This window comes from Tritonibacter scottomollicae, from assembly GCF_032924845.1.
Classification (GTDB): Bacteria; Pseudomonadota; Alphaproteobacteria; order Rhodobacterales; family Rhodobacteraceae; genus Epibacterium; species Epibacterium scottomollicae.
In genome coordinates this window covers 3,388,891-3,415,242 of the sequence record NZ_CP136704.1, presented here as the reverse complement: position 1 = coordinate 3,415,242, position 26,352 = coordinate 3,388,891, and the positions used below count along the sequence as shown (strand labels likewise).

General features: G+C 62.3%; 28 protein-coding genes and 1 riboswitch. Of the genes, 15 read left to right on the top strand and 13 right to left on the bottom strand.

Annotation, left to right across the window (positions count from 1 at the left end; all coding sequences use genetic code 11):
• The first annotated feature begins 93 nt into the window (after positions 1-93).
• From R1T40_RS16945 to R1T40_RS16930, 4 genes are read left to right on the top strand one after another with little or no spacing between them, the layout of a single operon-like run.
• Complete coding sequence (locus R1T40_RS16945) at positions 94-1,257, top strand: acyl-CoA dehydrogenase family protein (protein ID WP_106164419.1); 1,164 nt, start codon at positions 94-96, stop codon at positions 1,255-1,257.
• A 2-nt stretch (positions 1,258-1,259) separates the two neighbouring features.
• Complete coding sequence (locus R1T40_RS16940; RefSeq protein ID WP_106164420.1) at positions 1,260-1,574, top strand: SelT/SelW/SelH family protein; 315 nt, start codon at positions 1,260-1,262, stop codon at positions 1,572-1,574.
• A gap of 6 nt (positions 1,575-1,580) precedes the next feature.
• A complete protein-coding gene (locus R1T40_RS16935; protein WP_317384951.1) occupies positions 1,581-3,620 on the top strand; it encodes an acetate--CoA ligase family protein in 2,040 nt (679 codons plus the stop codon).
• Entirely contained in the window at positions 3,617-4,405 is a 789-nt protein-coding gene (locus tag R1T40_RS16930) for a carnitinyl-CoA dehydratase (protein ID WP_317384950.1), read from the top strand. Before R1T40_RS16935 ends, R1T40_RS16930 begins: the two co-directional genes overlap by 4 nt.
• A 186-nt stretch (positions 4,406-4,591) precedes the next feature.
• Here R1T40_RS16930 and R1T40_RS16925 read toward each other — a convergent pair whose 3' ends face one another.
• Positions 4,592-5,227 (bottom strand): class I SAM-dependent DNA methyltransferase, encoded by a 636-nt coding sequence (locus R1T40_RS16925; protein WP_317384949.1) that lies wholly within the window; start codon positions 5,225-5,227, stop codon positions 4,592-4,594.
• A gap of 83 nt (positions 5,228-5,310) precedes the next feature.
• Between R1T40_RS16925 and R1T40_RS16920 the strand changes: the two genes are divergently transcribed.
• On the top strand, positions 5,311-6,192 hold the full coding sequence (locus tag R1T40_RS16920; RefSeq protein ID WP_317384948.1) for an SDR family oxidoreductase: 882 nt from the start codon (positions 5,311-5,313) through the stop codon (positions 6,190-6,192).
• A gap of 389 nt (positions 6,193-6,581) precedes the next feature.
• On the opposite strand, the gene dxs is transcribed toward R1T40_RS16920, so the two are convergent.
• The 6 genes from dxs to R1T40_RS16890 all read right to left on the bottom strand — a co-directional run bounded on the left by dxs (position 6,582) and on the right by R1T40_RS16890 (position 11,992).
• Positions 6,582-8,510, bottom strand: coding sequence for a 1-deoxy-D-xylulose-5-phosphate synthase (gene dxs / locus R1T40_RS16915; protein ID WP_317384947.1), 1,929 nt, complete (start codon positions 8,508-8,510; stop codon positions 6,582-6,584).
• A 24-nt stretch (positions 8,511-8,534) separates the two neighbouring features.
• Positions 8,535-9,398: a polyprenyl synthetase family protein gene (locus R1T40_RS16910; RefSeq protein ID WP_317384946.1), complete on the bottom strand. Its 864-nt coding sequence runs from the start codon at positions 9,396-9,398 to the stop codon at positions 8,535-8,537.
• A gap of 6 nt (positions 9,399-9,404) precedes the next feature.
• The gene (locus R1T40_RS16905; RefSeq protein ID WP_106164426.1) at positions 9,405-9,650 is read right to left on the bottom strand and encodes an exodeoxyribonuclease VII small subunit; all 246 of its coding nucleotides are present in this window, start codon (positions 9,648-9,650) and stop codon (positions 9,405-9,407) included.
• Positions 9,647-10,573 (bottom strand): histone deacetylase family protein, encoded by a 927-nt coding sequence (locus R1T40_RS16900; protein WP_317384945.1) that lies wholly within the window; start codon positions 10,571-10,573, stop codon positions 9,647-9,649. The genes R1T40_RS16905 and R1T40_RS16900 overlap by 4 nt, the downstream gene beginning before the upstream one ends.
• A 208-nt stretch (positions 10,574-10,781) precedes the next feature.
• Positions 10,782-11,483, bottom strand: a complete 702-nt coding sequence (locus R1T40_RS16895; protein ID WP_317384944.1) for a response regulator — start codon at positions 11,481-11,483, stop codon at positions 10,782-10,784.
• Positions 11,480-11,992, bottom strand: coding sequence for a MarR family winged helix-turn-helix transcriptional regulator (locus tag R1T40_RS16890; protein ID WP_106164429.1), 513 nt, complete (start codon positions 11,990-11,992; stop codon positions 11,480-11,482). Before R1T40_RS16890 ends, R1T40_RS16895 begins: the two co-directional genes overlap by 4 nt.
• A gap of 160 nt (positions 11,993-12,152) precedes the next feature.
• Between R1T40_RS16890 and R1T40_RS16885 the strand changes: the two genes are divergently transcribed.
• Positions 12,153-13,019 (top strand): branched-chain amino acid aminotransferase, encoded by an 867-nt coding sequence (locus tag R1T40_RS16885; protein WP_317384943.1) that lies wholly within the window; start codon positions 12,153-12,155, stop codon positions 13,017-13,019.
• 181 nt (positions 13,020-13,200) lie between these two features.
• Here R1T40_RS16885 and R1T40_RS16880 read toward each other — a convergent pair whose 3' ends face one another.
• Entirely contained in the window at positions 13,201-13,629 is a 429-nt protein-coding gene (locus R1T40_RS16880) for an organic hydroperoxide resistance protein (RefSeq protein ID WP_106164431.1), read from the bottom strand.
• Positions 13,630-13,738: 109 nt separating this feature from the next.
• Here R1T40_RS16880 and R1T40_RS16875 point away from each other — a divergent pair, with 109 nt between their 5' ends.
• Positions 13,739-14,170 (top strand): MarR family winged helix-turn-helix transcriptional regulator, encoded by a 432-nt coding sequence (locus R1T40_RS16875; RefSeq protein WP_317384942.1) that lies wholly within the window; start codon positions 13,739-13,741, stop codon positions 14,168-14,170.
• A gap of 6 nt (positions 14,171-14,176) precedes the next feature.
• Here the strand turns inward: R1T40_RS16875 and R1T40_RS16870 are convergent, their stop codons facing one another.
• Both R1T40_RS16870 and R1T40_RS16865 read right to left on the bottom strand, forming a co-directional pair.
• Positions 14,177-15,118 carry a DMT family transporter gene (locus tag R1T40_RS16870; RefSeq protein WP_106164433.1) on the bottom strand — a complete coding sequence of 314 codons (942 nt, stop codon included), beginning with the start codon at positions 15,116-15,118 and terminating at the stop codon, positions 14,177-14,179.
• 81 nt (positions 15,119-15,199) lie between these two features.
• A complete protein-coding gene (locus R1T40_RS16865; protein ID WP_317384941.1) occupies positions 15,200-15,880 on the bottom strand; it encodes a cation transporter in 681 nt (226 codons plus the stop codon).
• Between the two features lie 86 nt (positions 15,881-15,966).
• Here R1T40_RS16865 and R1T40_RS16860 point away from each other — a divergent pair, with 86 nt between their 5' ends.
• The gene (locus tag R1T40_RS16860; protein ID WP_317384940.1) at positions 15,967-16,383 is read left to right on the top strand and encodes a MerR family transcriptional regulator; all 417 of its coding nucleotides are present in this window, start codon (positions 15,967-15,969) and stop codon (positions 16,381-16,383) included.
• 91 nt (positions 16,384-16,474) lie between these two features.
• Here R1T40_RS16860 and R1T40_RS16855 read toward each other — a convergent pair whose 3' ends face one another.
• On the bottom strand, positions 16,475-17,344 hold the full coding sequence (locus tag R1T40_RS16855) for an AEC family transporter (RefSeq protein ID WP_317384939.1): 870 nt from the start codon (positions 17,342-17,344) through the stop codon (positions 16,475-16,477).
• Between the two features lie 9 nt (positions 17,345-17,353).
• Entirely contained in the window at positions 17,354-18,457 is a 1,104-nt protein-coding gene (gene aroC, locus R1T40_RS16850; protein WP_317384938.1) for a chorismate synthase, read from the bottom strand.
• 221 nt (positions 18,458-18,678) lie between these two features.
• Positions 18,679-18,783: riboswitch (TPP riboswitch) on the top strand.
• A 49-nt stretch (positions 18,784-18,832) separates the two neighbouring features.
• On the opposite strand from aroC, the gene thiB reads away from it, so the two are divergent.
• The 7 genes from thiB to R1T40_RS16815 all read left to right on the top strand — a co-directional run bounded on the left by thiB (position 18,833) and on the right by R1T40_RS16815 (position 25,690).
• Positions 18,833-19,822 (top strand): thiamine ABC transporter substrate binding subunit, encoded by a 990-nt coding sequence (gene thiB / locus R1T40_RS16845; protein WP_317384937.1) that lies wholly within the window; start codon positions 18,833-18,835, stop codon positions 19,820-19,822.
• A complete protein-coding gene (locus R1T40_RS16840) occupies positions 19,798-21,369 on the top strand; it encodes a thiamine/thiamine pyrophosphate ABC transporter permease ThiP (protein ID WP_317384936.1) in 1,572 nt (523 codons plus the stop codon). The genes thiB and R1T40_RS16840 overlap by 25 nt, the downstream gene beginning before the upstream one ends.
• Positions 21,356-22,063: a thiamine ABC transporter ATP-binding protein gene (locus R1T40_RS16835; protein WP_317384935.1), complete on the top strand. Its 708-nt coding sequence runs from the start codon at positions 21,356-21,358 to the stop codon at positions 22,061-22,063. The genes R1T40_RS16840 and R1T40_RS16835 overlap by 14 nt, the downstream gene beginning before the upstream one ends.
• 86 nt (positions 22,064-22,149) lie before the next feature.
• Positions 22,150-22,752: a glutathione S-transferase gene (locus R1T40_RS16830; RefSeq protein ID WP_317384934.1), complete on the top strand. Its 603-nt coding sequence runs from the start codon at positions 22,150-22,152 to the stop codon at positions 22,750-22,752.
• Positions 22,753-22,978: 226 nt separating this feature from the next.
• Complete coding sequence (gene petA, locus R1T40_RS16825) at positions 22,979-23,539, top strand: ubiquinol-cytochrome c reductase iron-sulfur subunit (protein ID WP_106164441.1); 561 nt, start codon at positions 22,979-22,981, stop codon at positions 23,537-23,539.
• Positions 23,540-23,551: 12 nt separating this feature from the next.
• Positions 23,552-24,880: a cytochrome b gene (gene petB, locus R1T40_RS16820; RefSeq protein ID WP_106164442.1), complete on the top strand. Its 1,329-nt coding sequence runs from the start codon at positions 23,552-23,554 to the stop codon at positions 24,878-24,880.
• Positions 24,881-24,898: 18 nt separating this feature from the next.
• Positions 24,899-25,690, top strand: coding sequence for a cytochrome c1 (locus R1T40_RS16815; RefSeq protein ID WP_317384933.1), 792 nt, complete (start codon positions 24,899-24,901; stop codon positions 25,688-25,690).
• 137 nt (positions 25,691-25,827) lie between these two features.
• Here R1T40_RS16815 and R1T40_RS16810 read toward each other — a convergent pair whose 3' ends face one another.
• Positions 25,828-26,349, bottom strand: coding sequence for a chloramphenicol phosphotransferase CPT family protein (locus R1T40_RS16810; protein ID WP_317384932.1), 522 nt, complete (start codon positions 26,347-26,349; stop codon positions 25,828-25,830).
• Positions 26,350-26,352: the final 3 nt, after the last annotated feature.

The following is a 26,352-nucleotide window of genomic DNA, read 5'->3' as shown; positions in this document are numbered from 1 at the left end:
GATTTGCGCCATTACTGCATGGTGCCCATCCTATGTTCGGCATACCCTGTCTGACAAGCACCCAGACAGCCCAGACCAGCAAGGAGACCGCCCGTGCATTTCGGCATGACAGAAGAACAGGCGATGATCGTCGAGACCACCCGCGCCTTTGTGGAGAACGAGATCTACCCGCATGAGCTGGAGATTGAGCGCAGTGGCCATCTCGATATGGATCTGGTGAAGGAGATCCAGAAAAAGGCCATCGAAGCCGGGCTTTATGCGGCCAATATGCCTGAAGAGGTCGGCGGCGCCGGGCTCGATACACTGTCGTGGCTTCTCTATGAAAAAGAACTCGGTCGCGCCAACTACGCCCTGCATTGGACCAGCGTCGCGCGCCCCTCGAACATCCTCTTGGCGGGCACGGAGGAGCAGAAAGAGAAATATCTCTTCCCCTGTATCCGCGGTGAGAAATGGGATTGTCTGGCAATGACGGAGCCGGGCGCGGGGTCCGACCTGCGCGGCATGGCCGCTTCTGCCCGCAAGGATGGTGACGACTGGATCCTGAACGGTACCAAGCATTTCATCTCCCACGCGGATGTGGCCGATTTCGCCATCGTCTTCATGGCCACGGGGGAAGAGGACACCCCACGCGGCAAGAAGAAAAAGATCACGGCGTTCTTTGTCGACAAGGGCACGCCGGGCTTTTCCGTGCGCGATGGTTATCGCAACGTCTCCCACCGCGGCTACACCAACGCAGTGCTGGAGTTCGACGATTGCCGCCTGCCCTCCTCCGCCGTTCTGGGCGAGGTCGACAAGGGGTTCGAGGTCGCCAACACTTGGCTGGGCGCCACCCGCCTGCAAGTGGCTGCGACCTGTCTCGGCCGCGCCGAACGGGCGCTGCAACACGCCGTCGAATACAGCGCCGAGCGCAAGCAGTTCGGCCAGCAGATCGGCAAATTTCAGGGGGTGTCCTTCAAGCTCGCCGATATGGCCACCGAGCTGAAGGCGGCAAACCTGCTCACCTGGGAGGCCGGCTGGAAGTTCGATCAGGGCAGCGTCACCGAGAGCGACATGTCGATGGCAAAGCTGAAAGCGACCGAGATGCTGGCCATGGTGGCGGACGAGGCGATCCAGATCCACGGCGGCATGGGGCTGATGGACGAGCTTCCCCTCGAACGCATCTGGCGTGACGCGCGCGTGGAGCGTATCTGGGAGGGCACCAGTGAAATCCAGCGGCATATCATCAGCCGCGAGATGCTGAGACCGCTTGGAGGCTGACCTTGTCCGATCCCGCTGAAACCAACCAGAAACCTGTAGTGACCATCACCTATTGCATCGGCTGCAACTGGCTGTTGCGCGCCGCCTGGATGAGCCAGGAACTGCTCTCGACCTTTCAGGAACAACTGGGCGGGGTGACTCTGGTGCCGGGCGAAATTGGCGGAACCTTTGAGATCACCCTCGATGATGCGGTGATCTGGGAGCGTAAGCGGGACGGTGGATTTCCGGATGTGAAAGAGCTGAAAACCCGCGTGCGCGATCATATCAACCCGGATCAGAGCCTTGGGCATCTGGACCGTGAAACCTTGGGTGAATAACGTCAAATGCAGTCTCTAAAAAGGCTCTTTAGGCCCAAAACCATTGCCGTTGTCGGCGGTGGGGCGTGGTGCTCGGCCGTGATCGAACAATGCCGCAAGATGGGGTATGAGGGCGAAATCTGGCCCGTGCATCCCAAGGCCGAGGAGGTCGCGGGCCTGCCTGCGTTCAAAGACGTGGCTTCCCTCCCCTCGGCGCCGGACGCCAGCTTCATCGGCGTGAACCGCTTTGCCACCATTGACATCGTCACGGCGCTGGCCGCGCGCGGTGCGGGTGGCGCGGTCTGTTTCGCCTCCGGCTTTCTGGAGGCCGAGGCCGAGGATGCCGAGGGCGCGGATCTGCAGGAGCGACTGCTGGCAGCGGCCGGGGAGATGCCGATCCTCGGGCCGAACTGCTACGGGTTCATCAACTACCTCGACGGCGCGCTGTTGTGGCCCGATCAGCATGGCGGCAAGCGGGTGGACAAAGGCGTGGCCATCGTTACCCAAAGCTCCAATATCGCCATCAACCTCACCATGCAGACCCGCGCACTGCCGGTGGCCTATGTGGTGACCTGCGGCAATCAGGCCCAGACCGGACTGGCGGCGATCGGCGAGGCGCTGCTGGAAGATGACCGTGTCACCGCGCTGGGGCTGCATATCGAGGGCTTTGGCGATCTGCGCGCATTCGAGGCGTTGGCGCTGAAGGCGCGGCAACTTGGTAAGCAGATCATCGCGCTCAAGGTCGGACGGTCCGCGCAGGCGCGTGCCGCAACAGTCTCGCACACGGCCTCGCTGGCCGGGGGCGACGCGGGTGCCGGGGCTTTGCTCTCACGTCTCGGCATCCCGCGGCTTTATGACCTGCCGTCGTTCCTCGAGACGCTGAAACTGATGCATGTGGTGGGCCGCCTGCCCTCTACCCGCATCGCGACGATCAGCTGTTCCGGAGGCGAGGCAAGCCTTTCGGCGGATACCGCCTACGGACGGGATGTCAGCTTTCCGCCATTGAATGACCGCCAACGCAGCGATCTGCGCGCGGCATTGGGCCCGATGGTGGCGCTGGCGAACCCGCTCGACTACCACACCTATATATGGCGTGACACGGAGGCGATGACGCGGGCCTTCTCCGCCATGGTCGACCCGCAGCTGGCGCTGACGATTCTGGTGGTGGATTTCCCGCGTGCCGACCGCTGCGATGCCTCCGATTGGGATTGCGCCATCCAATCCGCCATCGCGGTGCGGCAGCAAACCGATCAACCGGTGGCCATGCTTGCGACCCTGCCGGAATTGCTGCCCGAAGAGGTGGCCGAGCAGCTCATCGCCGCCGGTGTGGTGCCGATGCTGGGCCTACCCGAGGCGATTTGCGCCATCGAGGCGGCGGGCCAGCCGCTGGCAGAACTTGCGCACCCCCTGTTGCTGCCCACCAAGACCCATGCCGAGCCGGATCTGGTGCCTGAGGGCGAAGCCAAGGCCTGGCTTGCGCGATTTGGTCTCCGGGTGCCGCGTGCCAAACCCGCCCGCACCGTCGTGGCCGCGCGCGCGGTGGCGGCGGATATCGGCTACCCGGTGGTGCTCAAGGGCGAAGGCATCGCGCATAAGACCGAGGAAGGCGCGGTAAAACTGAACCTCGGCTCCGGCCAGGAGGTCAGCGATGCCGCAGTGGCCATGCCCACCGACCGTTTTCTGGTCGAGGAGATGGTCACCGGCGCGGTGGCCGAGTTGCTGGTTGGCGTGGTGAAGGATCCCGCACATGGCTTCGTGCTGACGCTGGCCGCTGGCGGGACGCTGACCGAGATCATGCAGGACAGCGCCTCGGTGCTGCTGCCCGCCTCTGACGCCGCCCTGAACGCAGCGCTCGACGGGTTGAAGATCGCCCCCTTGCTGGCAGGCTATCGCGGCGCGCCTGCAGCGGATCGCAATGCGATCCTGCGCGCGATCCGTTCCATCGAGGCCTATGTGGTCGCCGAGGCCGAAGGACTGGAAGAAATCGAAATCAACCCGCTGCTCTGCACCCCCACGGAGGCCGTGGCGGCGGATGCGCTGATGCGCAGAAAGGACATGTTGCGATGACTGAAACGAGCCCCGTCAAGACCCGCCGCGAAGGCGCCATCCTCGAGGTGACGCTGGACCGCCCCAAGGCCAACGCGATTGATCTGCAAACCTCGCGCCTGATGGGCGAGGCGTTTCAGGCCTTTCGCGATGACGACACGTTGCGGGTGGCGATCATCACCGGCGGTGGCGAGAAATTCTTCTGCCCCGGATGGGACCTTAAGGCAGCCGCCGACGGTGATGCGGTGGATGGCAACTATGGCGTTGGCGGCTTTGGCGGCCTGCAGGAGCTGCGCGAGCTGAACAAGCCGGTGATCGCCGCCGTCAACGGCATCGCATGCGGCGGCGGGCTGGAACTGGCGCTGTCGGCGGACATGATCCTCGCGGCCGATCACGCCACCTTTGCCCTGCCGGAAATCCGGTCCGGCACCGTGGCCGATGCGGCGTCGATCAAACTGCCCAAACGCATCCCCTATCACATCGCGATGGAGCTGCTGCTGACCGGGCGCTGGTTCGACGCCGAAGAGGCCAACCGCTGGGGGCTGGTGAATGAGATCATCGCCGGCGATCAATTGATGGACCGCGCTTGGGAGCTTGCGCGCCTCCTCGCCTCCGGCCCGCCGCTGGTCTATGCCGCGATCAAGGAAATCGTGCGTGATGCCGAGGATTCCAAGTTCCAGGACGCGATGAATCGCGTCACCGGACGGCAGCTGCGCAGCGTCGATGTGCTCTATGGCTCCGAGGACAATCTTGAAGGCGCGCGCGCCTTTGCCGAGAAGCGCGATCCGGTCTGGAAGGGGCGCTGACGCGGGCAGCTGGACGCCACTGCAGCGCGCCGCCAGGCGCGCTGCCCGGCCCAAGGCTTTGTGTGGCATCAAGGATGGCATGCAAAGGGGCGGGAGCGCTCCCGCCTGTGCCCACCGTCCTGACGGACGTCCACCCCAGTTGGGCCGGGCGCCGCGCCTAACGGCGCGGCGCGGTCGCACCGGGGGTCAGACCTTCTGAAACACCGCAATCAGCGCGGTGTCGTTGCGGTGTGCGCCCTCCGCGTCCTCGCCATAAATGCGCACCTCAGGCAGCGACAGATTGGTGATCCACTGCCCACGCAGCAATCGATCAAAGGCGGTGGCAAACCCGCCCTCCTCGTAATGCGCGGCATTCACCGAGAGGGCAAACCAGGCGCCACTCCGCGCCACCCGCAGGATCGCGGGCAACACCTCCGGGCCAAGATGGCCGTGGGTGAAGGTGCCGGAAGAGACCACCCCGGCATAACTCTGTCGTGGCACCGGAATGCCCACGTTCAGATCGGCCTCGATCACGTCGCGATAGACATCCTTGCGCAGCGCCTGTGCCAACATATCGGGGCTGATGTCGGTGGCATCCACGGGCGTGACCCGCAGTCCAGACAGCGCCACACCGCAAAGCCCGGTGCCCGCGCCAACGTCCAGCACGGGGCCGCACCCCCCTGCCTGCGCAAAGGCCCGCGCGGTCAAATCCGGCAGAAGATAGGCCCGCGCGTTGGCAAAGCTATCATCGTAGCTCTTCGCCCAACCGGCATAGAGCTGACGCGCAGCCTTCGGCGTGTCCAATGCATAGGCATCGCTGACGTCTGGCGTTTTCTCGGTCATGGCCAAATCAAAAGCGGTGTTTGGATTCGAAGCAAGACCTTATCGTCTTGCATCTGCCTGCAACCAAAAGCATGGTCCGGTCCATGACGAAAAAGACGCTTCTTTGCTTTGGGTTTGGATACACCGCTCGTGCGCTGGCTCAGGTGCTGACCGGGCCCGATTGGCGCATTCTCGGCACCACCCGGGATCGTGCGGAAATCACCCCGGTCGAGGGCGTGGAGCTGCTCACCTGGCCCAGCGAGGATGTCCCGCTCGACGGAGTGACCCATATCCTGCTGTCGATCAGCCCCTCCGAGGAGGGTGACCCGGTGCTGAATGCGCTGGGCGCGCGCATCGCGGAGCTGCCGTCGCTGGAATGGGTCGGCTATCTGTCCACCACCGCGGTCTACGGCGACCATGATGGCGCCTGGGTTGATGAGGCAACTCCCATAACCCCTTCCAGCCAGCGCGGCGATTGGCGTGCCCGGGCCGAGGCCGACTGGCAGGCCCTGCCAGAACTGCCGCTGCATATCTTCCGCCTTGCCGGGATCTACGGCCCCGGGCGCGGGCCGTTCGCCAAGCTGATGTCGGGCCGGGCGCGACGGATCGTGAAGCCGGGTCAGGTGTTCTCGCGCATCCATGTGGAGGACATAGCGCAGGTGCTCGCGGCCTCCATCGCGCAGCCCAATCCGGGCGCGGTCTACAATGTCTGCGATGACAATCCGGCGCCGCCGCAGGATGTGCTTGGCTACGCGGCAGAACTGCTGGGCCTGCCGGTGCCCGCCGAAGTGCCCTTTGACGAGGCCGGAATGAGCCCGATGGCGCGCAGCTTCTATGGTGAGAACAAGCGGGTGCGCAATGACCGGATCAAGGCAGAGCTGGGTGTGGACCTGCGCTATCCGGACTATCGCAGCGGCTTGAGGGCGGTGTTTGCAGCCGAGGACATGGAGCGTTTTGTCCCGCCAGCGGATCCGCCCGGAGTTTGAGCATCAAAAGCCTACATCTCTATATGGTGCTATCGCGATATCGCTCATTGGGGCGACTCAAGGCCGCGATCAAGACGAACTTCCCCGGCGTACTCGATCAGCTATGGGAACACTACGTTCGCGACAGCATTGTCGAAAGCGTATTTGGTCCACCCCTGTTTCGAAAGCGGGCCATGCTACTGTACTTCTCAGTCCTGCGCCCCAATTATCTTCCGGTCTATCTACTTGGGAAAGAAGATGTTTCATCGCTTGTCATTGAGCTTCACAGCAGCAGTCTCGCAGAGTTCTACAGGGCGAACTATGCATCATGGACTGAGGATAGATAGCGCGCATCCCTACGTGCCGCACACACCCATTCTTGCAGCCGCACTCACCACGACGTCAGGCGACTAAGCCCGCTTCTCGCCGATCTGCGCCACGCCCAGCACATCCAGCACCTTGGCCTCGATATGCTCTGCATTCATTGCCGCACTCGCGTACATGTCCGCGGGGCTGGACTGGTCGATGAAGGTGTCCGGCAGCACCATGGAGCGGTACTTCAGCCCGTCGTCAAACACGCCCTCGTCGGACAGGAGCTGCGCCACGTGAGAGCCAAAACCGCCCACAGCGCCTTCTTCGATGGTGATCAGCGCCTCGTGATCCGCGGCCAGCCCCAGGATCAGGTCGCGATCCAGCGGCTTGGCAAAGCGCGCATCGGCAATCGTTGGCGTGATGCCCTTGGCCGCGAGCGCTTCGGCGGCCTTTTTGACCTCGCCCAGACGGGTGCCGAAGGACAGTAGTGCGACGCGCGCGCCAGACTGGATCATCCGGCCCTTGCCGATCTCCAGCACCTGCGGCTGTTCCGGCATCTCGACGCCTTCGCCCTCGCCTCGCGGATAGCGGAAGGCGATGGGACCATCATCATGCGCGGCGGCAGTGGCAATCATATGCTTCAGCTCGGCCTCGTCGGCGGCGGCCATCACCACCATGCCGGGCAGGTTGGACATGAAACCAATGTCGAAAGATCCCGCATGGGTGGCGCCATCCGCCCCCACCAGACCGGCGCGGTCGATGGCAAAACGCACCGGCAAGCGCTGGATCGCCACATCATGCACCACCTGATCGTAGCCACGCTGCAGGAAGGTGGAGTAGAGCGCGCAGAATGGCTTCATTCCACCTGCGGCAAGAGCGGCGGCAAAGGTGACGCCATGCTGTTCAGCGATCCCGACGTCAAAACAGCGCGACGGGTAGCGCTCCGCCATCAGATTGAGGCCGGTGCCATCGGGCATCGCGGCGGTGACGGCGCAGATCTTGCTGTCCTGCGCGGCTAGCTCCACCAGCGTGTTGCCAAAGACCGACGTGTAGGAGGGCGCGTTGGAGGGCGCTTTTTTCTGCTCGCCGGTCACCATGTCGAATTTTGCGGTGGCATGACCCTTGTCGCGGGCGATCTCGGCGGGGCGATAGCCCTTGCCCTTCTTGGTGACCGCGTGGATCAGGATCGGCCCCGCCGCGCGCGCCTTCACGGTGCGCAGCACCGGCAGCAGCTGGTCCATGTCGTGGCCATCAATCGGCCCGATGTAGGAAAAGCCCAGCGATTCAAACAGGGTGCCGCCCATGGCCATGCCCTTCAGCATGTCCTTGGCGCGTTTCGCCCCTTCGCGGAACGGTTCCGGCAAGAAGGAGACCGCGCCCTTGGCCGCGGCTTTCAGGTCGTGAAACGGCGCCTCGGTATAAAGTCGGCTGAGGTAGGACGACAGCGCCCCCACCGGCGGTGCGATCGACATCTCGTTGTCGTTCAGGATCACGATCAACCGCTTGCCCAGATGGCCGGCGTTGTTCATCGCCTCGAATGCCATGCCGGCGCTCATCGCGCCATCGCCGATCACCGCGATCGCATCCCCAAGGCCCTCTTCAGTGACACCGCCAAGGTCGCGCGCCACGGAAAACCCTAGCGCGGCGGAAATCGAGGTGGAGCTATGCGCCGCGCCAAACGGATCATAGGCACTCTCGGAGCGTTTGGTGAACCCGCTCAGACCATCCTTCATCCGCAGGGTGCGGATACGATCCCGCCGCCCGGTCAGGATCTTGTGCGGATAACACTGGTGCGAGACGTCCCAGATCACCTTGTCCTTGGGGGTGTCGAACACCGCGTGCAGCGCCACGGTCAGCTCCACCACCCCAAGCCCTGCGCCCAGATGGCCGCCGGTGACGGAGACGGCAGAGATGGTTTCCTGCCGCAGCTCATGGGCAACCTGCTCCAACTGCGCGTCAGTCAGCCGTTTCAGGTCCGCAGGTGATGCGATCTGGTCGAGGAGCGGGGTCTGTGGCCGGTCGGTCATATGGGTCGTGGCTCCTGTGGCGCGTCAGCTATCGCGCGAGATAACGAAGCGGGCGGCGTCCTTCAAGGTCTCGCCTGCCGCACCATAGGGTGTCAGCGCGGTGCTGGCGAGCTGTGCAAGTTCTTGTGCGCGGCTCTTTGCGCCCTCCAGTCCCAGCAGCGAGACAAAGGTCGCCTTGCCCGCGTCGGCGTCCTTGCGCACAGCCTTGCCGACCGTGGCGGCATCGCCCTCGATATCCAAGATGTCGTCGGCGATCTGAAAAGCCAGCCCCAGGGCCTGCGCATAGTGTCGCAGCGGCTCGGGGTTCGCCCCGGCCAGACGGGCGCCAGCGCAGGCGGACCATTCGATCAGGCAGCCGGTCTTACGCGCCTGCAGAGTGGTGATCTGGTCGAGTGTCAGCGGTGTTGCCGCACTTTCGGCGGCGATATCCAGCATCTGGCCCGAGACCATGCCGTCCTTGCCCGCCGCCTGCGCAAGAGCTCGGATCAACGGGAGCGCATGAGGTCCAACCTCATCCCGTGCCAACAATTCAAATGCAAATGTTTGCAGGCTGTCGCCCGCCAGCACGGCGGTGGCCTCGTCCCATTTGCGGTGCAGCGTGGGCTGGCCCCGGCGCAGGTCGTCATCATCCATGCTGGGCAGATCGTCATGCACCAGTGAATAGGCATGGATGCATTCGATCGCCAGCGCCGCCTCTAGTGCTGCGGCCTCCGGCACATCATGCAGGCGCGCGCTTTCCAGCACCAGAAACCCGCGCAGCATCTTGCCGCCGCGCAGCGCATAAGCCATCGCCTCATGCAGCAAGTCCGCTTGCGGCAGACGCATGTCCATATGGGTGGAGATCTTCGCCTGCGCTTGCGAGAGCGCGGCGGCAAACCCTGCCGTCATGCGCGCTTATCCCGCGTCGAGCGGCTGGGTGCCGGTGGGCTGGCCATTTGCGTCGAGGGTGATCGCGGCGACCTTCTCCTCGGCGCGCTTCAACTCGTCCTCGCAGCGTTTCTTCAGTGCCGCACCCCGCTCATAAAGCGCGATGGAGGCATCCAGCGCCACATCGCCGCGCTCCAGCTGATCGACGACGCGTTCCAGCTCCTGCATCGCCTGTTCAAAGCTCATTTCGGTGACGGGGGTCTCGGTAGTCATGTCGCGGCCTTTATCAGTTCTTCCACATGCGCCTTGGCGGCGTCGGTCAGCGCGTTCAGATCATATCCGCCCTCCAAAGTCGAGACGATACGACCCTGGCACAGCTCTTGCGCAAGGCTGCACAGCTGCGCCGTCAACCAGCGGAAATCCTCGGTTTCCCACTGCAATTGCGCCAGCGGGTCGTCGGTGTGGGCGTCAAAGCCAGCCGACAGAATGATCAGCTCCGGCTTGAAGGCGCGCAGGCGGGGAAACACCTGCTCGGTGTAGAGGTCCCGCATATCCGTACCGGTGCTTTCCGGCGGCAGGGGCAGGTTCATCACATTGCCATGCGCGCCGTCTTCTTCCGGGTGGCCGGTACCGGGCCAGAGCGGCAATTGTTGCGAGGTGACGACCAGCGCGCGTTTCTCGTCCCACAGCAAATCCTGGGTGCCATTGCCGTGGTGAACATCAAAATCAACCACTGCGACGCGGCTCAGCCCGTGGTGGTCCAGCGCATGTTTCGCCGCCAAGGCTGCATTGCCAAACAAGCAGAAGCCCATCGGCGTGTCGGTTTCGGCATGATGCCCCGGCGGGCGGGTAGCGCAGAAGGCATTACCGACCTCACCGCCCAGCACCAAGTCCACCGCACGCACCGCGGCGCCCGCGGCACGAAAGGCGGCATCCAGCGACCCCGGCGACATCCACGTATCCGCATCAAGCTGCTTGCGCCCTTCGGCGGGCAGCTCCCGGCGCAGCTCGGCCAGATAGGATGCGGGATGCACGCGCAGGATGTCATCCTCCGCCGCCATGGGTGCGGTCACACGCTGCAGGTCCAGCCCGGCCAGCGCATGCAGCACATGTTCCAGCCGCGCCACCTGCTCCGGGTGGCCTTCGGGCGTTTCGTGAGACAGGCAATCCGCGTGGGTCAGCAATGCAGTGGTCATAGGCGTCCTCAAATGATTTGCAGCACGATCCCCGTTTGACCGGCGCAATTCAAGGGGGCCACCGTCAGTTCAGCGTCAGTCCGCATGAGGCCTGATTACCACCGCCCCGCACAGCAGCCCCCAAAGAAAACAGTGGCCTGCGCGCATGAGCAGGCCGGGCGTTGAGGTGCCCCGACAGCGGGGACGACTGCCTCGATGTCGCGAAACTTCAGTCCGGGGCCAACATGTAGCCCGCACCGCGCACGGTTTGCAGGTATTGCGGCTGTTTTGGATTGGGCTCGATCTTGCGGCGTAGGCGGGTGATCTGCACGTCAACCGCGCGCTCCTGTGCCTGACCACGGTCGCGGCCCAGATCCTCCACCAGCTTGGCCCTACTGACAGGCTCTCCCGGCTGGGCGGAAAAGATCTTCATCAGCTGTATCTCGGTCGAGGTCAGGCGGATCAAATCCTCGCCCTGCCACATTTCGCCCCGGTCGATGTCATAGCGAATGGCCCCCAGTTGCAGGAATTTCGGCGTCACCTCTTCCGGCTGGTTCTCCGGCATCCGCCGCAGGATCGCATTGATCCGCAACAACAGCTCCTTGGGCTCGAACGGCTTTGGCAGGTAGTCATCCGCTCCGGCCTCCAGCCCCTTGATGCGGTCGTCTGTCTCGCCCCGCGCGGTCAGCAACAGGATCGGCGTCACCATGGTTTCGCGCAGCGATGCGGTCAGCGACAGGCCATCCTCCCCCGGCATCATCACGTCAAGCACGATGAGGTCGAAATCCAGCCCCGACAGCACCCGGCGCGCATGGGCGGCATCGCGTGCGGCGGTGACCAGGAACCCGGCCCGCATCAGGAACTTCTTCAACAGGTCGCGGATGCGTTCGTCATCGTCGACGATCAGCAGATGCGCATCAGGGGTGCTCATTGCGGCTTCTCGCGCATTTCAACATAGGCCCGGCGCATATCGGCATCCATCATGGCTTCCAGTACTTTCTTGAATCCCTGCACCGCCTCTGGCCCGGCCTGCTTGTAGGCGGAACGCATGCGGATGCGCTGGGCATCGGACAGACGCTGCTCCAGCTCCTGCCCCTGCTCGGTGAGGTAGAGATTGCGCTCGCGCTTGTCGAGCGTGCCGACCCGACTGTCCACCAGCCCATCCTCGACCAGAGCCCGCAGCACGCGGTTCAGCGATTGCTTGGTAACCCCGAGAATGCTCAGCAGATTGTTGACCGTGGTACCAGGAGAGCGGCTGATGAAGTGCAACGCCCGATGGTGTGCACGTCCATAGGCCAGCTCAGCAAGAATACGATCAGGATCGGCCGTAAAGCCCCGATAGGCAAAGAACATCGCCTCAATCCCTTGGCGCAGCTGCTCATCGGTCAGAAACAGCAGGCTCTCGCCACCAAATCCCGACCCGGACCGCCCGTCAGACATCTTTGCCTCTCCTCCGTTTTGCAGGCCAGTTTATGTCAGCATTGTTGACATTCCAAGACCCGAGATGTATCGAGTTTCCGGTTTGGCGCAATTATGTGAACGCGTTCACGGCAACTTGCGCAAGAAGTGAAAATGCTACGGCGCTGAAAAGGAATGTGGAATGGCTGGATATGATGACCGCGATGGTCTGATCTGGATGGATGGCGAACTGGTGAACTGGCGCGACGCCAAGGTCCATGTGCTGACCCATGCAATGCATTATGCCTCTTCCGTGTTCGAGGGGGAGCGCGCCTACAATGGCAAGATCTTCAAAAGCCGCGAACATTCCGCACGCCTGATCGCCTCGGCCGAGGCGCTGGACATGCCGATGCCCTATTCGGTAGATGACATCGAAAATGCCAAGGAAGAGACGTTGAAAGCTTCCGGCCTGACGGACGCCTATGTGCGCGCCGTTGTCTGGCGTGGCTCAGGCGAAGACATGGGCGTGGCGTCCGCAAAGAACCCCGTGCGGATGGCGGTCGCGGTCTGGGGCTGGGGCGCCTACTATGGTGACGCCAAGATGCAGGGTGCAAAGCTCGACATCGCGGAGTTCAAGCGCCCTTCGCCGGAGACCATTCCCGTGCATGCCAAGGCGGCGGGTCTCTACATGATCTGCACCATCTCCAAGCACAAGGCGGAGGCCAAGGGCTGTTCCGACGCTCTGTTTATGGATTATCGTGGCTATGTGGCCGAGGCGACCGGCGCCAATATCTTCTTCGTCAAGGATGGCGAAGTGCACACGCCGAAACCCGATTGCTTCCTCAACGGCATCACCCGCCAGACCGTGATCCAAATGCTGAAGGATCGCGGGATCACCGTGCATGAGCGCCACATTATGCCAGAGGAAATGGACGGGTTCGAACAGTGCTGGCTCACCGGGACTGCTGCCGAGGTGACTCCTGTGGGCGAAATTGGTCCCTATACCTTCGAGGTGGGCGCAATGACCCGGGAAATTTCCGAAGCCTACGAGAGGCTGGTCCGCAGCTGATCCGCCGTCTGTAGTAAAGCGGCAAAAGCGCGGAGCTCACGCCCCGCGCTTTTTCTGTTTGAGCACCTGCGGTGCCGTCGGGTGCTTGCTGCACCTTCATCTTTTCACAAATATCTCGGAGCGCGAGGCAGAGCCTCGCCCCCCTTAAATTGATCCTGTGCGCCGCAGGCGCTCCGCGGGATCAGGCGATTTCGGTGGTGACGTCGACGTTGCCGCGCACCGAGTTGGAATAGGGGCAGATCTTGTGACCAGCCTCGGTGAGGCGCTCCGCCGCGTCCTTGTCCATCCCCGGCAGGGTCACCTTCAGATGTACGGTCAGGCCAAAGCCGCCCGCCTCGCGTGGGCCGATGCCAACAGCGGTCTCCACCGCAACGTCATCGGGTACCTTCGCCAAGCTATCATCCTGCGTGGTCGCAAATTTCATCGCGCCGATGTAGCAGGCGGAATAGCCGGCCGCAAAGAGCTGCTCGGGGTTGTAGCCCTTCCCGTCACCGCCCATTTCGGTCGGTGGGGCGAGATCGAGAACAAGGTCGGTTCCGGCCACTTTGGCCTGGCCATCACGGCCTCCGGTGGCGGATCCATGGGCGGTGTAGACGGGGGAAACGGACATTTACAACTCCTGTTATCGTGGACGATTATATCGCGTACGATCAATATGGATACTGTCGACGCGAATTCAACCGCTTGCGATCAGATCGCGCGAGATCTAAATTCCCCTCATGGATCGACCTCTGCAAATCGACGAGCTTCTGTGCTTCTCCGTCTATTCGGTGAACCATGCGATCTCGCGCCTCTATCGCCCGCTGCTGGCCCCTCTGGGGCTGACCTATCCGCAATACCTAGTGCTGGTTGCGCTCTGGGACAGGGACAAGCGACGGGTGAATGATCTGGGGACCGAGCTGCAGTTGGACACAAACACCCTGACCCCGCTCCTGAAGCGGATGGAGGCGGCCGAGCTGCTGACCCGCAAAAGAAACCCCGAGGATGAGCGCAGCCTGATCGTCGCCCTCACAGACAAAGGTCGCAACCTGCAGGACAAGGCAGGTGAGGTGACCTCCTGCGTGCTGGAGGCGATGGGCGGCGATATCGAGGAACTGTCCGCCCTGCATGACAGGCTGAATGCCCTGAGGCACAAGCTGGAACAGCAATAAACCTGCTCAGCCCCCCTTGGGGTCGGTCAGCGGCTTAGCCTTGCCGCGATCCAGCCCGAGACGGCTTTCGCGCCAGATCACGATGCCATTGGCTGTAACAACCAACGCTGCCCCGGCCAACACGACCAGCGAGGGCCACTCGGCAAACCAAACGTAGCCGATCACCAATGCAAACAGCATCGAGACATAGTCGTAAGGTGCCAACAGCGATGCCGGCGCAAAGCGGTAGGACGAAGTGATCAGGATCTGCGCGATCGCCCCGATGAAGCCGGTGCTGATCAGCAGCAACAGTAGCGGCGTATCTGGAACCACCCAGCCAAAGGGCAAAGTCAGCAATGATAGAAACGATGCGGTAATCGAAAAGTAGAATACGATTGCCGCTGTTTCCTCACTCTGCACCATTTTGCGAATATGGATCTGCACGAACCCGCGCAAGGCCGCAGCAGCCAGCACCAGGATCGCGCCAACAAATGCCGTGTCCTGTATCACCTCAGAACTGCCCAGGCGCGGCGACAACATGATGACAACGCCAACCAACCCTATGGCCACCGCGCTGATACGGATGACGCGAATACGCTCTCCCAAGAAAAGGGCCGCCAGAATGAGCGTGAAAATCGGCGTCACATAGCCAAGGGCCGTCACTTCGGGGAGCGGCAGCAGCGACAAGGCCGCAAAATTTAACCCCATCGCTGACGTACCAACAACGCCGCGCCAGAAATGCAGCATCGGGCTTTTTGTGCGTAGGCCCTTGGGCAGATCCCCCCGCAGCGCCAGCCAGACCAGAATCACCGGCAGGACAAAGAACGACCGAAAGAACACCGCCTGCCCCGTCGGCACCGTTTGGGTGATTTCCTTGATCAGGCCAGACATGATCGTGAAGAGGCCGATGGCCGTCACTTTAAGAATGATCGCCAGCAAAGGTCGATGCGATGTTAAGCTTTTTGCCATGCGCGGACCCTGCGCGCTTGGCCTGTGATTGGCAAGCACGCAGGGCTGGATTGGTACATTATAGTGTGCGCCTGGCAGACCTTAGTGCGCGTGGGTATGCCCATCCTCCGCGGCCTGCCCCTGATCGTGGGTATGCCCGCCGGACGGTGTCTTACCACCACGCCATTCAGCCAGCGCCTGACGCAGGATCTGCACCGCAGAGGAAAGGAACAAACCCGCCATAATGCCCGCAACGATCAGGTCCGGCCAACCGGTTGCGGTCCCCCAAACGCCCAGCGCGGCAATCATAACCGCCACGTTGCCCACGGCGTCATTGCGTGAACACAGCCAGACAGAGCGCACATTCGCATCGCCATCTTTGTAGGCAGCCAGGAGCGCCACCGACAACAGGTTGGCGGCCAGTGCCATGAAACCGATGTAGCCCATCACCTGTGCTTCGGGCACACCAACCACAAAGACCTTCCAGACAGTCGACCCCAAAACCCAACTGCCCATCAGCAGAAGGCTCACACCTTTGCCGATCGCAGCCATAGATCGCGTGCGCAGGCTGGCACCGATCACTGCCAGAGAAATCCCGTAGGTCAGCGCATCCCCAAGAAAGTCCAGCGCGTCGGCCTTCAGCGCCTGACTGTTGGCAGCCTGACCCGCTGCCATTTCGACGAAGAACATCGCCGCATTGATCGCGATCACCGCCCAGAGGCGGCGTTTGTATTCCCTCGACACACCGTCAAACTGGGCGTCATGATTGCAGCATCCTGCCATGGGTCAGGTCCTTTATGCTTGTCCTTGAACTCGATTCGGGATCAACCTAGGTGCTCTAGTCACTAGAGGTTCAAGAGGGAATTGAGATGTTTTCCATCGGCGCATTGTCAAAGGCCACTGGCGTGAAAGTCCCCACCATCCGCTATTACGAGGAAATCGGCCTGATCGACCCCGCCACGCGCAACGCGGGCAACCAGCGTCGCTACGATCAGGCCGGGCTGGAGCGGTTGGGGTTCATCAAACACGCCCGCGATCTTGGCTTTGGCCTTGAGGAGATCAAAGAGCTGATGGGCCTCAATGGCGAACTGGGACAGGATTGCCACGCCGCCGATCAGATCGCCAAGGCGCAGCTGGAGAAAGTCCGGTCCCGCATCCTGCGCTTGCGGCAGCTGGAGACGGAACTGGAGCGGATCACCCACCTCTGCGAAGGCGGCACCGGCGGCACCTGTCAGGTGCTGACCGCGCTGGGCGATCACAGCCAGTGCCTTGGCGAGCACGGCTGAAGCGCGACCTCAGGTCAGCAGCCACAGCAACCCGTTCAGGGTGAAAAACGCCAGCACCGTCGCCGCCAGGGAGGCCAGACTGGCCGCGCCCTCATGCCCGCGGGCCTGGGCAAAGATGGTGTAGGTCGCAAAGATCGGCATCGCGGCGGAGAGGATCAGCGCGGCGCGGATCTGCGGTGAGATGTCCAGCAGCCCCGTCAGGACAAAGACACCAGCCACCAGCCACCAGCGCCACGATCATGGGATGCAGCACCAGCTTGCCCAACGTGGTCTGCAGCGCGAGGCTCTTGTTGCCACGCAGGGGAAGCCCGGCCAGAGAGCCGCCGATCACGATCAGCGATACCGCCCCGGCAGAGGCCGCCAGCATGTCGGTAAAGCGGAACACCGGCGCCGGGATCGACAGCGGTAGCACTGAAACCACCAGCCCTGCCATCAGCGCCATCATCGTCGGCATTTTCACCACGTTCCAGACGATCCTCCGCAGGCGCGGGCCAAGAGGCTGCGCCGTATCGCTGGCAGCGGCCTCCATCAGCATCAGGCAGATCGGGATCAGGATCAGCGTTTCGATCACCAAGTTGAGCGTCAGCACCACGCCGGCGATGTCAGGAAACGCCAGCAGCATCACCGGATAGCCGACAAAGCCGTTGTTGGGGCAGGTAGATCCCATCACGCCCACGGCGCGGCGCATCGGGTCAAAACCCCGCGCGCTCAGCAACGCATAGGCCACGGCGATATTGATCAACCCGCCAAGCAGATAGGGCAGCACATAGGCCGTCTGGAAGACCTCGATCGGGTCCCGCTGCGCCAGGGTGGTAAAAATCAGCGCGGGCAGCGCCAGGTTGAAGACAAAGGCGCCGAGGCTCTTGATGTCGGACTGGCTGAAAATGCCTTTCCAGACAAAGAGATACCCAAGCCCCAAGGCCGCGTAGATCGGAAAGGTGATCCCGAGGATGGCGGCCATCGGCGGAGTTTACCCGATGTGGCCCTGATTCTCGCCGATCTGGCCGCGATGCAGCAGCAGGTGGTCGAGAATGACGCAGGCCATCATCGCCTCTGCCACCGGCACCGCGCGGATGCCAACGCAAGGGTCATGACGGCCCTTGGTGATCACCTCGGCGGCAGAGCCATCTTTGCGGATCGACTGGCGCGGCGTCAGGATAGAGGATGTCGGCTTGACCGCAAAGCGCACCACAACGTCCTGCCCGGTGGAAATGCCGCCAAGGATGCCGCCGGCATGGTTGGAGGAATAGACCGGCTGGCCATCGTTGCCCATGAAGATCTCATCGGCATTCTGGGAGCCTTTCAGCTGGGCCGCCTGCATGCCCTCGCCGATTTCCACGCCCTTCACGGCGTTGATCGACATCATCGCGGCCGCCAGATCGGTGTCGAGCTTGCCATAGACCGGCGCGCCAATGCCGGCCGGGACGCCACGTGCCACCACCTCGACCACGGCGCCAACCGAATCGTGATCCTTGCGCAGGGCCTGTAGATAGTTTTCCCAGTCCTGCACGGCGTCGGCGTCGGGAATCCAGAAATCATTCTGCGGGATCGCATCCCAGTCAAAGCGGCTGCGGTCGATCTCCATCTCGCCCATGCGGGTCATGTAGCCCGTGATTTCCAGACCCGGCACCAGCGCCTTGATCGCCGCGCGTGCCACGCCGCCGGCGGCCACCCGCGCGGCGGTTTCGCGGGCGGAGGAACGTCCGCCGCCGCGATAATCGCGGTTGCCGTATTTCTGGAAATAGGTGATGTCCGCGTGGCCGGGGCGGAAGGTCTGGGCGATGTCGCCATAGTCCTTCGAACGCTGATCCGTGTTCTCGATCATCAGCTGGATCGGAGTGCCGGTGGAATGACCCTCGAACACACCGGACAGGATCTTCACCGCATCCGGCTCGTTGCGCTGGGTGGTGTTCTTGTTCTGGCCGGGACGGCGCCGGTCCAACCACTGCTGCAGCATATCCGCATCCAGCGGCACATTCGGCGGGCAGCCATCCACAGTTGCACCGAGGGCAGGCCCGTGGCTTTCGCCCCAGGTGGTGACACGGAAGAGGTGGCCGAAAGAGTTCATGGACATGCGCGCGGGTCTCCTTATGTCCTGCCCCTTTAACGGCAAAGGCGGCGCGGGAAAAGAGAGTGGCGCATTAACCCCGCAGAAAGGACAGAATGTCTCCCCCAATGTTTCGCGCGCGAAACATTAGGTCAGGAGGGGTGTCTTAAATCCTCCAAGGCAAAAGCCCGCCCCATCCAGGCCCTGCATGCGCGACCTTGCCAAGCTTTGATGTCAGCCCTAGTGTCCTCCTCACCTCGGGGTGCGCAGATCAATGCGCTGAGATGTCGATTGACGAACCCGCTGAACCTGAACCGGATTATACCGGCGGAGGGAAGGTTTCGGATCTTCCGGCACGCGATGCCCGGATCCCCCTCGCCTTACGCCGCACTGGAGACTGACATGAAAACCCTCGTTCTTGCGAGCAGTGTTGCGGGCGCGATTACCTTGTCCACAGCAGCCACGGCCGAGACCCCGGAATTGGTGGTCTATACCTATGACAGCTTTGTCTCTGAATGGGGGCCCGGCCCCGCGGTGGAAAACGCCTTTGAGGCGACCTGCGGTTGCGATCTGAAATTTGTCGGTGCGGGCGATGGCGCCGCGCTGCTGGCACGGATCAAGTTGGAAGGGGCGCGCTCTGACGCCGATGTCGTGCTGGGGCTCGACACCAACCTGACGGCGGCGGCAAAGGACACCGGTCTGTTTGCGCCGATTTCAGTGACAGCGGAATATGCTCTGCCGGTGGAGTGGCAGGACGAGATGTTTGCGCCCTATGACTGGGGCTATTTCGCCTTTGTGCATAATGCCGATGCCGACGCCCCCACGAACTTCAAGGCGCTGGCCGAGAGTGATGCAAAGATCGTGATCCAGGATCCGCGCTCTTCCACCCCCGGCCTCGGCCTGCTGATGTGGGTGAAAGCCGCCTATGGTGACGAAGCCCCCGCGATCTGGGAGGGTCTGAGCGACAATATCGTCACCGTGACCAAAGGCTGGTCCGAGGCCTATGGCCTGTTCCTCGAAGGTGAGGCGGACATGGTCCTGTCCTACACCACCTCGCCTGCCTATCACCTGATTGCCGAGGAAGATGACACCAAGGCGGCGGCGGTGTTTGACGAAGGCCACTACATGCAGGTGGAGGTCGCGGGCAAGCTGGCGTCCAGCGATCAGCCAGAGCTGGCGGATCAGTTCCTGCAATTCATGGTCTCTGACGCGTTTCAGTCGATCATTCCGACCACCAACTGGATGTATCCGGCGGTGATCCCGTCCGACGGCCTGCCACAGGGGTTCGAAACCCTCGTGAGCCCGGAGAAATCCCTGTTGTTGCCGGAAGAGGATGCAGCCTCCGTCCGCGATGAAGCATTGGCCGAATGGCTCTCCGCGCTCAGCCAGTAACCCTGCGCCCGGTTGCGACCTGGCCCGGAACCTGCGCCGCCCTTGGGGTGGCGCTTCTGGTTCTGGGCACATTGACTGCCGTGGCGCTGCGCGCCGAAGGGCCTGCGGGCCTTGGCCCGGCGGATTGGTCCGCGCTGCGCTTCACGCTGCTGCAGGCGAGCCTGTCGGCTCTGTTCAGCATCGGGCTTGCGGTACCCGTAGCGCGGGCGATGGCGCGGCGGCGGTTCTTTGGACGGCGGGTGCTGATCACCCTTCTGGGCGCGCCGTTCATCCTGCCGGTGATTGTTGCCATCCTCGGATTGCTCGCCGTGTTTGGCCGCTCCGGCTGGGTCAGTGACCTGCTGGCGCTGTTTGGCTTTGCCCCCGTGCAGATCTACGGCTTGCATGGTGTGGTGATCGCGCATGTGTTCTTCAACCTGCCGCTGGCAACACGGCTGATCCTGCAAGGCTGGCAAGAAATCCCCGCTGAGCGGTTTCGCCTTGCCGCCCAGTTGAACGCCGGCCCCCGCGCAATGTGGCGTCTTCTGGAGGCCCCGATGTTGCGACAGGTCCTGCCGGGCGCCACAGCAGTGGTTTTTGCCATCTGCCTGTCGAGCTTTGCGGTCGCCCTGACACTCGGCGGCGGACCCAAATCGACGACGCTGGAATTGGCGATCTATCAAGCCTTTCACTTTGATTTCGACCTTGGTCGAGCGGCCATGCTGTCCGGTGTGCAGCTGGGTCTGACAGTCATCGCGGCCCTGCTGGCGCTGCGCGTGCCCGCCGGTGACGGGTTTGGCGGTGGTCTTGATCGGGCGGTGTCCCGATGGGACGGACGCGGTATCGGCTCACGCCTGCTCGACAGTCTCTGGATCAGCCTGGCCGCACTGTTTCTGATCCTGCCACTTCTGGCGGTGCTCGTTGCCGGAGTTCCAGGCCTCATGTCGCTGCCAAGCTCGGTCTGGAGCGCCACCTGGGTCTCATTGCAAGTGGCTGCGCTGAGCACGACACTGCTGTTGCTCATTGCCCTTCCGCTGTCTGCCAGCATCGCATTGGGGCGCAAGGCATTGGGAGAGGTGGCCGGCATACTGGGGCTCGCGGCTTCGCCATTGGTGATCGGAACCGGACTGTTTGTACTGGTGTACCCGATTGCCGACCCGTTTGCGCTGGCCTTGCCGGTCACGGCGGTGGTGAACATGGTGATGGCGTTGCCCTTCGCCCTGCGCATTCTGGTCCCGCGCGTGCGACAGGTGATGCAGCAGAACAGTCGGCTGGCGCTGGCGCTCGACATGCGTGGCACAGCGTTCTGGTGGCAGGTTCTGCTCCCGCGGTGTCGGGCCCAAATCGGGTTTGCCGCAGGTCTGACCGCGGCGCTCTCCCTGGGCGATCTCGGCGTCATCGCACTTTTTGCCGATCCGGAGGTGGCCACATTGCCGCTTCAGGTCTATCGGCTGATGGGAGCCTATCGAATGGAGGCGGCACAGGGCGCAGCGCTCTTGTTGTTCATTCTGTCCATGGCAGCATTCTGGCTGCTGGATCGCGGAGGACGCTTTCATGCTGAAGCTTGAGACCATGCAGGTGCAAAAGGGCGATTTTCACCTGTCCGGCAGCCTTCAGATTGCCGCTGGCACCCGGGTTGCTGTGATCGGCCCATCGGGCGCTGGCAAGTCGACGCTGCTGGAAGCCATCGCCGGGTTCCAGCCTTTGCAGAGCGGACGCATCCTGTGGAATGGAGACGATCTGGCAGGCAAACCACCCGGCAAGCGTCCCGTGGCAATGCTGTTTCAGGACGGCAACCTGTTCCCGCATCTGACGGTGCGACAGAACGTGCGACTGGGTATCGGCGCCAACAGACGTCTGTCTGCGCAAGAGGACGCACAGGTATCGCAGGCGCTGAAACGCGTTGGTCTCGGTGATATGGCAGACCGCAAACCTGCCGCTCTGTCCGGTGGACAACAGAGCAGAGCCGCACTTGCACGGGTCCTGGTTCAGGGGTGCGCGTTGCTTTTGCTGGATGAACCTTTTGCCGCCCTCGGACCGGCTTTGAAGGCGGAGATGCTGGACCTTGTCGCCGACATCGCGACCGAATGCGGAGCCACACTCCTGATGGTCAGCCATGACCCACAGGATGCACGCCGGATCGCCGAGCAGGTCATACTGGTGGCCGAGGCAGTGATTTCCCCCCCTGCCCCAACGGCGATGCTGCTGGACAATCCACCTCCGGCGTTGCGGGCATATCTCGGATCAGACGCCGGCGACTGACACAGGTTTGACTATTTCAGAGATAGACTATTTTCATAATCTCCAGTCACCCGCTAGAGTTGCGCCAACCAGGGAGACCCAGCGACATGAAACTCTTTTACTCCGCGTCATCGCCATTCGTGCGCAAGGTGGTGCTCGTATTGCATGAAACCGGCCAGGTCGAGGACGTCGAGCTGCTTCACGTCAGCACCTCTGTGACCGGACCTGACGCGGCCCTCGCGGCCAGCAATCCGCTGGCAAAGATCCCGGCACTGACACGCGACGGCGGGCCGACGCTCTATGACAGCCGGGTGATCTGCGAATTCCTCGATGACCGGGCTGGCGGAGCGCTCTACCGGGGCGGCTGGGACATGAAGGTGCTGGAGGCCACGGCAGATGGCATCATGGATGCCGGTGTTTCCATGGCATATGAAAAGCGCCTTCGTCCCGCGGACAAGCAATGGGATGCCTGGCTGGAAGGTCAGCGCAAGAAGATTATCGGAGCCTGCGCCGCGGTCGAGGCGCGCTGGATGCCGAGTTTGAACGGGCCAGTGAATATCGGCCAGTTGGCTATGGCAGCGGCACTGGCCTATGTAGATTTCAGGCACCCCGACGCGGGCTGGCGCGATGGCCACCCGCAGTTGGCGGATTGGCTGATGAAATTCGAATCGCGGCCGTCGATGAAAGCGACCCGGCCAGACACGGCCTAAGTCCCGCTTTCACCTCGTCTTAAGGGAGGAGAAGGCACATAAGTCCGGAAGAGGCGCAGCAATGCAACGGTTCTGTGAAAGAATACCACATTCAGGACAACCTGCGCTGCTTTGACCGCTAGACGAACCGGGTTTGCATCGCTAGACACGCGGCTGAGTCACCGCGTCCAGTTGCGGTGTAAGCGCATGTTTGCCCTAAACGGGCGCTGAAATTGGAGAAAACCTCGTGTCCCACGCAGAAGACCACGAAGGAACCCGGAGAGATTTCCTCTACTACGCCACTGCCGGCGCAGGGGCGGTTACCGCGGGTGCCGCCGTTTGGCCATTGGTCAATCAGATGAACCCCTCGGCTGACGTTCAGGCCCTGTCCTCCATCATTGTGGATGTCTCCGGCGTTGACGTTGGCACGCAGATCTCCGTGATGTTCCTCGGCAAACCGGTATTTATCCGTCGCCGTACCCAAGAAGAAATTGACGAAGCGCGCGCTGTCGAGATGCAAGAGCTGATCGACTCGTCCTCGGAAAACCCGAACAAACCGGGCACCGACGCCGCTGACGAAAACCGTACCCTCGACGAAAATGGCGAATGGCTGGTGATGATGGGTGTCTGCACCCACCTCGGCTGTGTGCCGCTCGGTGATGGCGCGGGTGAGTTCAACGGCTGGTTCTGCCCCTGTCACGGGTCGCACTACGACACTGCAGGCCGTATCCGTAAAGGTCCGGCGCCTCAGAACCTGCATATCCCGGTGGCTGAGTTCACCGACGAAACCACCATCAAGCTGGGATAAGGAGACGCGCGAATGGCTGGTATTCCACACGACCATTACGAGCCGAAGACGGGCGGAGAAAAGTGGCTTAACAGCCGCCTGCCCATCGTTGGCCTGATTTACGACACCATCATGATTCCCACCCCCAAGAACCTGAACTGGTGGTGGATCTGGGGCATCGTCCTCGCCTTCTGCCTGGTGCTGCAGATCGTCACCGGCATCGTGCTGGTGATGCACTACACGCCGCATGTGGATCTCGCCTTTGCCTCCGTTGAGCATATCATGCGCAACGTGAATGGTGGCTACATGATCCGCTACATGCACGCGAACGGCGCCTCGCTGTTCTTTGTTGCCGTCTACATCCACATCTTCCGCGGCCTTTTCTACGGCTCCTACAAGGCACCGCGCGAGATCACGTGGATCATCGGTATGCTGATCTACCTCGCAATGATGGGCACCGCCTTCATGGGCTATGTTCTGCCCTGGGGTCAGATGTCCTTCTGGGGTGCGACCGTGATCACCGGCCTGTTTGGTGCGATCCCGTTCATCGGTGAGCCGATCCAGACCTGGCTTCTGGGCGGACCCGCGGTGGATAACGCCACGCTGAACCGCTTCTTCTCGCTGCACTATCTGCTGCCTTTCGTGATTGCGGGTCTTGTGATCCTGCACATCTGGGCCTTCCACACCACGGGCAACAACAACCCGACCGGTGTCGAGGTGCGTCGCGGTTCCAAAGAAGAAGCCAAGAAAGATACGCTGCCGTTCTGGCCCTACTTTGTGATCAAGGACTTCCTCGGTCTCGCCGTAGTGTTGCTGGTGTTCTGGGCGATTGTCGGCTTCATGCCGAACTACCTCGGCCACCCGGACAACTACATCGAAGCGAACCCGCTGCAGACTCCTGCGCACATCGTTCCGGAATGGTACTTCCTGCCGTTCTACGCGATCCTGCGGGCCTTCACCTCTGAGGTCTGGGTTGTGCAGATCGCGTCCTTCGTGACCGGCGGTATCATCGATGCGAAGTTCTTCGGTGTTCTGGCGATGTTTGGTGCGATTGCCGTCATGGCGCTGGCGCCGTGGCTGGATACCTCTCGCGTGCGCTCGGGCAGATATCGTCCGCAGTTCAAGTGGTGGTTCCTGTTGCTGGTCATCGACTTCTTTGCGCTGATGTGGCTGGGGGCGATGCCCGCGGAAGAACCCTATGCGTCCTTCTCGCTGATCGCATCCGCCTATTGGTTTGGCTACTTCCTGGTGATCCTGCCGCTGCTTGGTGTGATCGAAAAGCCCGAAGCCATTCCTGCCACAATCGAAGAAGATTTCGACGCCCACTACGGCAAGAAATCCGAAGCTACTCCTGCTGAGTAAGAAGAAGGACAGCTACCCATGTTCAAGAAACTTGTAACCGGTGCTGCCTTTGCCCTGGCACTCGTTCCGGCCGCGTCCTTCGCGGCTGGTGGCGAGGGGCATATCGAAGACTTCGCCTTCTCCTTCGAAGGCCCCTTCGGCACCTATGACCAGAACCAGCTGCAGCGCGGCCTTCAGGTCTTTACCGAGGTCTGCTCCGCATGCCACGGCCTGAAGCAGGTTCCAATCCGCACCCTGGCTGACGAAAGCGGCCCCGGCCTGCCGGAAGACCAGGTGCGCGCCTATGCTGCGGACAACTTCGAAGTGTTCGACGAAGCACTGGACGATTTCCGTCCGGCAACCCCGGTCGATCACTTTCCGGCCAACACAGCGCTTGGTGCACCTGACCTCAGCCTGATGGCAAAGTCCCGCGCCGGCTTTCACGGCCCCTATGGTTTGGGTCTGAACCAGCTGTTCAAGGGCATGGGCGGTGCGGAATATATCGCCTCGCTGCTCACCGGCTACACTGGTGAGACCAAAGTTGAGGCTGGGACCACATTCTATGAGAACACCGCATTCTCTGGCGGCTGGATCTCCATGGCCCCTCCGATGTCGGACGAGCAGGTGGAATTCATAGACGGTCACGAGAACGATCTGCACAGCTTGTCCAAGGACGTCTCTGCTTTCCTGATGTGGACCGCAGAACCCAAGATGATGGCGCGCAAGCAAGCCGGCTTTGTCGGTGTGCTCTTCCTCACCGTCCTCTCGGTGCTGCTCTACCTGACCAACAAGCGCCTCTGGGCGCCGCACAAGGGCAAAAAGACCTCCTGATCTGTTGATCTACAAAAATGCAAAAGCCCCCGCATCATCTGGTGCGGGGGCTTTCTCTTTTGTGAAGACACCCATCAGCCGATCAATTTTCGCAACATAAACACCACCGGTGAGTCTGGGTCGAGGGGCACTCGATGTCAGGCAAAGAACCCAGAACGTGGCAGTGGGTCCTTGAGCGCCGCCAGGACGCGACGCGCGCTGTCTGAGACCGAAGCCGTGCCATCGAGCGTGATATCGTAGGTGAGGCCTGCATGCACGCTGTGGAAGTCCTGCGCGGCGCTGCCTATGATACGGTCCCCGCGCGCGGCTTCGCGTTGTTGCAGCGCGGACAACGGCGTGTGCAGGCCGACAAACAATACATCGTGCGAGGCGAGCAGTACCTGCAGCTCTGCCTGCCAGCCCGGGGTATCGAGGATATGTTCCAGGATCAGGTCATTGCCCGCCCCGGCAAAGCCCGCCACCGCGGCGTGGAAGCCCGAGAAGAAGCCAGGTCGTGCGCCGCGCCAGTCTGGGTAGCGGGCGGGGTCCCAAGCACCGCTGTCGCGCAAATGGTCGATGGAAAGATGCAGGAACGGACGCCCTGCCCGTCGACGCAATTCTGCGGCGAGCGTGGATTTGCCGCTGCTGGAAGGACCGTGAAGGAAGACGACCAGAGCCATTGC

Bases quoted from the DNA above. Each gene is read 5' to 3' on its own strand.
- R1T40_RS16935 (WP_317384951.1), top strand. From the start codon at position 1,581: ATGCAGTCTCTAAAAAGGCTCTTTAGGCCCAAAACCATTGCCGTTGTC.
- R1T40_RS16930 (WP_317384950.1), top strand. From the start codon at position 3,617: ATGACTGAAACGAGCCCCGTCAAGACCCGCCGCGAAGGCGCCATCCTC.
- R1T40_RS16925 (WP_317384949.1), bottom strand. From the start codon at position 5,227: ATGACCGAGAAAACGCCAGACGTCAGCGATGCCTATGCATTGGACACG.
- R1T40_RS16920 (WP_317384948.1), top strand. From the start codon at position 5,311: ATGACGAAAAAGACGCTTCTTTGCTTTGGGTTTGGATACACCGCTCGT.
- dxs (WP_317384947.1), bottom strand. From the start codon at position 8,510: ATGACCGACCGGCCACAGACCCCGCTCCTCGACCAGATCGCATCACCT.
- R1T40_RS16910 (WP_317384946.1), bottom strand. From the start codon at position 9,398: ATGACGGCAGGGTTTGCCGCCGCGCTCTCGCAAGCGCAGGCGAAGATC.
- R1T40_RS16905 (WP_106164426.1), bottom strand. From the start codon at position 9,650: ATGACTACCGAGACCCCCGTCACCGAAATGAGCTTTGAACAGGCGATG.
- R1T40_RS16900 (WP_317384945.1), bottom strand. From the start codon at position 10,573: ATGACCACTGCATTGCTGACCCACGCGGATTGCCTGTCTCACGAAACG.
- R1T40_RS16895 (WP_317384944.1), bottom strand. From the start codon at position 11,483: ATGAGCACCCCTGATGCGCATCTGCTGATCGTCGACGATGACGAACGC.
- R1T40_RS16890 (WP_106164429.1), bottom strand. From the start codon at position 11,992: ATGTCTGACGGGCGGTCCGGGTCGGGATTTGGTGGCGAGAGCCTGCTG.
- R1T40_RS16885 (WP_317384943.1), top strand. From the start codon at position 12,153: ATGGCTGGATATGATGACCGCGATGGTCTGATCTGGATGGATGGCGAA.
- R1T40_RS16880 (WP_106164431.1), bottom strand. From the start codon at position 13,629: ATGTCCGTTTCCCCCGTCTACACCGCCCATGGATCCGCCACCGGAGGC.
- R1T40_RS16875 (WP_317384942.1), top strand. From the start codon at position 13,739: ATGGATCGACCTCTGCAAATCGACGAGCTTCTGTGCTTCTCCGTCTAT.
- R1T40_RS16870 (WP_106164433.1), bottom strand. From the start codon at position 15,118: ATGGCAAAAAGCTTAACATCGCATCGACCTTTGCTGGCGATCATTCTT.
- R1T40_RS16865 (WP_317384941.1), bottom strand. From the start codon at position 15,880: ATGGCAGGATGCTGCAATCATGACGCCCAGTTTGACGGTGTGTCGAGG.
- R1T40_RS16860 (WP_317384940.1), top strand. From the start codon at position 15,967: ATGTTTTCCATCGGCGCATTGTCAAAGGCCACTGGCGTGAAAGTCCCC.
- R1T40_RS16855 (WP_317384939.1), bottom strand. From the start codon at position 17,344: ATGGCCGCCATCCTCGGGATCACCTTTCCGATCTACGCGGCCTTGGGG.
- aroC (WP_317384938.1), bottom strand. From the start codon at position 18,457: ATGTCCATGAACTCTTTCGGCCACCTCTTCCGTGTCACCACCTGGGGC.
- thiB (WP_317384937.1), top strand. From the start codon at position 18,833: ATGAAAACCCTCGTTCTTGCGAGCAGTGTTGCGGGCGCGATTACCTTG.
- R1T40_RS16840 (WP_317384936.1), top strand. From the start codon at position 19,798: ATGGCTCTCCGCGCTCAGCCAGTAACCCTGCGCCCGGTTGCGACCTGG.
- R1T40_RS16835 (WP_317384935.1), top strand. From the start codon at position 21,356: ATGCTGAAGCTTGAGACCATGCAGGTGCAAAAGGGCGATTTTCACCTG.
- R1T40_RS16830 (WP_317384934.1), top strand. From the start codon at position 22,150: ATGAAACTCTTTTACTCCGCGTCATCGCCATTCGTGCGCAAGGTGGTG.
- petB (WP_106164442.1), top strand. From the start codon at position 23,552: ATGGCTGGTATTCCACACGACCATTACGAGCCGAAGACGGGCGGAGAA.
- R1T40_RS16815 (WP_317384933.1), top strand. From the start codon at position 24,899: ATGTTCAAGAAACTTGTAACCGGTGCTGCCTTTGCCCTGGCACTCGTT.
- R1T40_RS16810 (WP_317384932.1), bottom strand. From the start codon at position 26,349: ATGGCTCTGGTCGTCTTCCTTCACGGTCCTTCCAGCAGCGGCAAATCC.